Origin of the sequence: Micromonospora sp. M51 (assembly GCF_018070305.1) — a bacterium.
Classification (GTDB): Bacteria; Actinomycetota; Actinomycetes; order Mycobacteriales; family Micromonosporaceae; genus Micromonospora; species Micromonospora parva.
On record NZ_JAGPXZ010000585.1, the window covers coordinates 1 to 4,027 of the forward strand.

5 protein-coding genes are annotated in these 4,027 nt (G+C 71.9%); 3 read left to right on the top strand and 2 right to left on the bottom strand.

Annotation, left to right across the window (positions count from 1 at the left end; translation table 11 throughout):
• Positions 1-845, top strand: an 845-nt coding sequence (locus KBX53_RS24960; protein ID WP_210861963.1) for a WG repeat-containing protein, incomplete at its 5' end; no start/stop codon positions are given.
• A 44-nt stretch (positions 846-889) separates the two neighbouring features.
• Positions 890-1,873: an aldo/keto reductase family protein gene (locus KBX53_RS24965; protein ID WP_210861964.1), complete on the top strand. Its 984-nt coding sequence runs from the start codon at positions 890-892 to the stop codon at positions 1,871-1,873.
• A 105-nt stretch (positions 1,874-1,978) separates the two neighbouring features.
• Here KBX53_RS24965 and KBX53_RS24970 read toward each other — a convergent pair whose 3' ends face one another.
• Together KBX53_RS24970 and KBX53_RS24975 are read right to left on the bottom strand one after the other, a co-directional pair.
• Positions 1,979-2,776, bottom strand: a complete 798-nt coding sequence (locus KBX53_RS24970; RefSeq protein WP_030337977.1) for a site-2 protease family protein — start codon at positions 2,774-2,776, stop codon at positions 1,979-1,981.
• The gene (locus tag KBX53_RS24975; RefSeq protein ID WP_030337978.1) at positions 2,776-2,976 is read right to left on the bottom strand and encodes a hypothetical protein; all 201 of its coding nucleotides are present in this window, start codon (positions 2,974-2,976) and stop codon (positions 2,776-2,778) included. The genes KBX53_RS24970 and KBX53_RS24975 overlap by 1 nt, the downstream gene beginning before the upstream one ends.
• Positions 2,977-3,122: 146 nt before the next feature.
• Here KBX53_RS24975 and KBX53_RS24980 point away from each other — a divergent pair.
• Positions 3,123-4,027, top strand: a 905-nt coding sequence (locus tag KBX53_RS24980) for a serine/threonine-protein kinase (protein ID WP_210861965.1), incomplete at its 3' end; no start/stop codon positions are given.

Here is a 4,027-nt window from a genome sequence, read left to right on the forward strand (position 1 = left end):
AGCACTTCGAGAAGGCGCTGGACCTGCGTGGGGCCGGCGACGCCGAACTGCTGGAGCGGGTCCGGGTGGCCCTCGACGCGGTCACCGTCCGGGCCGAGGCTGATGGCTTCGGGCCGTACCCCCGGGGTCGGGACGAGGTCCTCGACCGGGACCGGCCCCCGTTGCCGGACCGGGACGGGCAGCTGTGGGGTTACACCAGCCAGGACGGCGAGGTGGTCATTCCCGCCCGGTACGCCGAGGCGCAGCCCTTCCACGACGGGTTGGCCTGGGTCCGCCGACCGGACAGCGACCGCTGGTCGTTGATCAACCTGCTCGGTACGACGGTGATCCCGCCGTCCTTCCGGGCCGCGCATCCGTTCAGCGACGGCCTGGCCTGGGTGGTCGGCGAGGGCGGTTGGACGGCGATCGACGCGACCGGGGCGGTGCAGGTCGCACCCAACTTCGCCGAGGTAAGACCATTCCGGCGTGGGCTGGCCGCGGTGCGGCGCGAGGGGTGGGGGGCGGTCGACCGGACCGGCCGGATCGTCGTGCCCACCCGTTACCACGGCTTCGTCACCGAGTTGGCCGACGGCCGGCAGGTCGACGGTTTCACCGATGAGGGGCTGGCCGTGGTCGACGTGGCGGGCCGGCGGGGTGTGGTGGACCGCACCGGCACGGTGCTGGTCCCGCCGGCGCACCCGATGCTGGTCATCCACCCGGTGGCGTTCCTGATCGAGAGTGGCAACGGGCGGTGGGGTGCGCTGGACCGGCGCGGCGTGCCGCTCATCGACCCGGTGTACGGCGATCGCGCCGAGGTGCTGGAGGAGATCGACCGACTACTCACCGACGCCAATCCGGTGCTCTGAGTCATCGGTCGCCAATGATGATCCACTAGGGCTAGGGTCGGTACATGGAATTCCGACACCTGGGCCGTTCCGGCCTGATGGTCAGCGAGATCTCGTACGGCAACTGGATCACCCACGGTTCGCAGGTCGAGGAGGACGCGGCGTTCGCGTGCGTCCGGGCCGCCCTCGACTCGGGGATCACCACGTTCGACACCGCCGACGGGTACGCCGGGGGGCGGGCCGAGGACGTGCTCGGCCGGGCGTTGCAGAACGAGCGCCGGGAAAGCCTGGAGATCTTCACCAAGGTCTACTGGCCGACCGGGCCCAGCCGCAACAACCGTGGACTGTCCCGCAAGCACATCATCGAGTCGATCAACGGCTCGCTGCGCCGACTGCGCACCGACTACGTGGACCTCTACCAGGCCCACCGCTACGACTACAGCACCCCGTTGGAAGAGACGATGGAGGCGTTCGCGGACGTCGTCCACTCCGGCAAGGCGCACTACATCGGCGTCTCCGAGTGGAGCGCCGACCAGCTGCGCGCCGCCCACCCGCTCGCCCGGGAGCTGCACATCCCGCTGGTCTCCAACCAGCCCCAGTATTCGATGCTCTGGCGGGTCATCGAGGCCGAGGTCGTGCCGGCCAGCGAGGAACTGGGCATCGGGCAGATCGTCTGGTCGCCGATCGCGCAGGGCGTGCTCTCCGGCAAGTACCTGCCGGGCCAGCCGCCGCCGGCCGGTTCCCGCGCCACCGACGAGAAGTCGGGTGCGGGGTTCATCTCCCGGTTCATGAACGACGACGTGCTGACCCGGGTCCAGCAGCTCAAGCCGCTCGCCGAGCAGGCCGGGCTCGCCGTGGCGTGGGTGCTGCAGAACCCGAACGTCTCGTCGGCGATCATCGGCGCGTCTCGCCCCGACCAGGTGCACGACAACGTGAAGGCGGCCGGGGTGAAGCTCGACGCCGACCTGCTCACGGCGATCGACGACGCTATCGCTCCGATCGTCGAGCGGAACCCGGCGAAGACCGAGTCCCCCGCGAAGCGTCCCTGACGCCGTTCCGGCCCGGCCGGCGCGAACCTCCACGCCGACCGGGCCGGGCCCGCTGCGCTCCGCCCGTCACCGGGCCCGCTCAGCTCCGCCCGTCACCGGGCCCGCTCAGCTCTGCCAGAAGCGGATCAGCTCCAGGCCGGTGGCGTAGAGCCACGAGGGCAGACCGAGCAGGTCACCGACCGCGAAGACCGCGTCGAAGAACCACCCGCCGATGCGCGGGTTCCACAGCAGCGCGAAGAGCAGGATGAAGCCGTACGGCGCGAACAGGTCGTACATCTTGCGCCACTGCGGGTTGAGCCACGGCTGGAGCATGTTGCCGCCGTCCAGGCCGGGCACCGGCAGCAGGTTCAGCACACTGGCGGTGAGCTGGAGGAAGGCGAGCAGCGCCACCCCGGCCCAGAACTCCACCGGGCCACCCGACCGGGTGCCGAGTTGCACCGCCACCACCAACACCAGCGTGAACAGCACGTTCGTCGCCGGGCCGGCGAGGCTGACCAGGGTGTGCCGCAGTCGGCCCGGGATGGCGTGCCGGTCCACCCAGACCGCGCCACCCGGCAGGCCGATGCCGCCGAGCAGCACGACCACCACCGGCAACACGATCGACAGCAACGGGTGGGTGTACTTGAACGGGTTGAGCGTCAGGTAGCCGCGATGGGCGATGTCCCGGTCGCCGGCCCGGTAGGCCACCACCGCGTGGGCGTACTCGTGCAGGCAGAGCGACACCAGCCAGCCGGACACCACGAAGAGGAACACGTTGAACCGGACGTTGCCGTACCCGTTCCAGGTCAGCACCCCGCTGACCGCGAAGAGGGCGACCAGGCCGAGGAAGACCGGGCTGGGCCGGAACGCCGCCCGGGGCACGCCGAGGACCAGCCCGTCGCCGCCCGGGCGGTCGTAGGCCATCACTCGGCCGTGGGCAGCAGGCTCATCCGGTACTCCACCCGGTCGTCCTCCACGAGCGCGACCGAGGTGACGCCGGACGCCGCGAGCTCCCGCCAGGTCTGACCGATCCAGGATTCGGCGTCGGCCTGGCTGCCGAACGACTCCGCCGGCCCCTCGACCGTCTGACCGTCAGTGCCCTCGTACCGCCAGCTCCACGCCATGCCGCGTCTCCCCTCGCCGCTGAAGTCCCCGTGGGACGAACCCCCGCCAGCGTAGTCGGCCCGGCGCGCAACGGCCGCTCGCTCGCCCCGGCAGGGAACCCACGGGGTGGATCAATCCGATTGACGCCGGCCGGTACGGTGGCTCGGTGTTGACGCGGGGAGTGCTGCTCGGCGACCGGTACCGGCTGGGCGAGCGGGTGGCGACAGGTGGGATGGGCGCGGTCTGGCGCGGCACGGACGTGTTGCTGGAACGCGAGGTCGCGGTGAAGGTGCTGCTGCCGTCGCTGGTCGCCGATCCGGAGTTCACCACCCGGTTCCGGGCCGAGGCGCGGATGCTCGCCGCGCTGCGGCACCCGGGCGTGGTCCCGGTGCACGACGTGGGGCAGGCGGTGCTCGACGACGGCAGCCAGGTCGACTACCTGGTGATGGAGTACGTCGAGGGCGAGCCGTTGTCCGCCCGGGTGCGCGCGGTGGGGCGGCTGGATCCGGCCACCACCATGTCGGTGCTGGCCCAGGCCGCGGACGCGCTGCACACCGCCCACCTCGCCGGCATCGTGCACCGGGATGTGAAGCCGGGCAACCTGCTGGTCAAGGCCGACGGCACCGTGGTGCTCGTCGACTTCGGCATCGCCCGGTCCCGGCACATGGCCGGGCTCACCGCCGCGAACATGGTGCTCGGCACCGCCTCGTACATGTCCCCCGAGCAGGCCACCGGGCAGCCCGTCTCGGCCGCCACCGACGTCTACGCGCTCGGCGCTGTGGCGTACTTCTGCCTTGCCGGGCAGCCGCCCTTCCACGGTGACAATCCCCTCGCGGTGGCGCTGCGGCACGCCCAGGAGGACCCGGCGGCGCTACCGGCGGACACTCCGCCGGCGGTCGCCGCCGTGGTGGCCGGCGCGCTGGCCAAGCGTGCGGAGGACCGGTTCGGCAGCGCCGCTGTGTTGGCCGCTGCCGCCGCCGATGCCCGCGACGCCACCCTGGCGAGCATCCCGGTCTCTGCCCGCCCACCGTGGGCGCTGGCAGCTCCGACCCCGGGCGTCGCGGCCTCCGC

Bases quoted from the DNA above. Each gene is read 5' to 3' on its own strand.
- KBX53_RS24975 (WP_030337978.1), bottom strand. From the start codon at position 2,976: ATGGCGTGGAGCTGGCGGTACGAGGGCACTGACGGTCAGACGGTCGAG.
- KBX53_RS24970 (WP_030337977.1), bottom strand. From the start codon at position 2,776: ATGGCCTACGACCGCCCGGGCGGCGACGGGCTGGTCCTCGGCGTGCCC.
- KBX53_RS24965 (WP_210861964.1), top strand. From the start codon at position 890: ATGGAATTCCGACACCTGGGCCGTTCCGGCCTGATGGTCAGCGAGATC.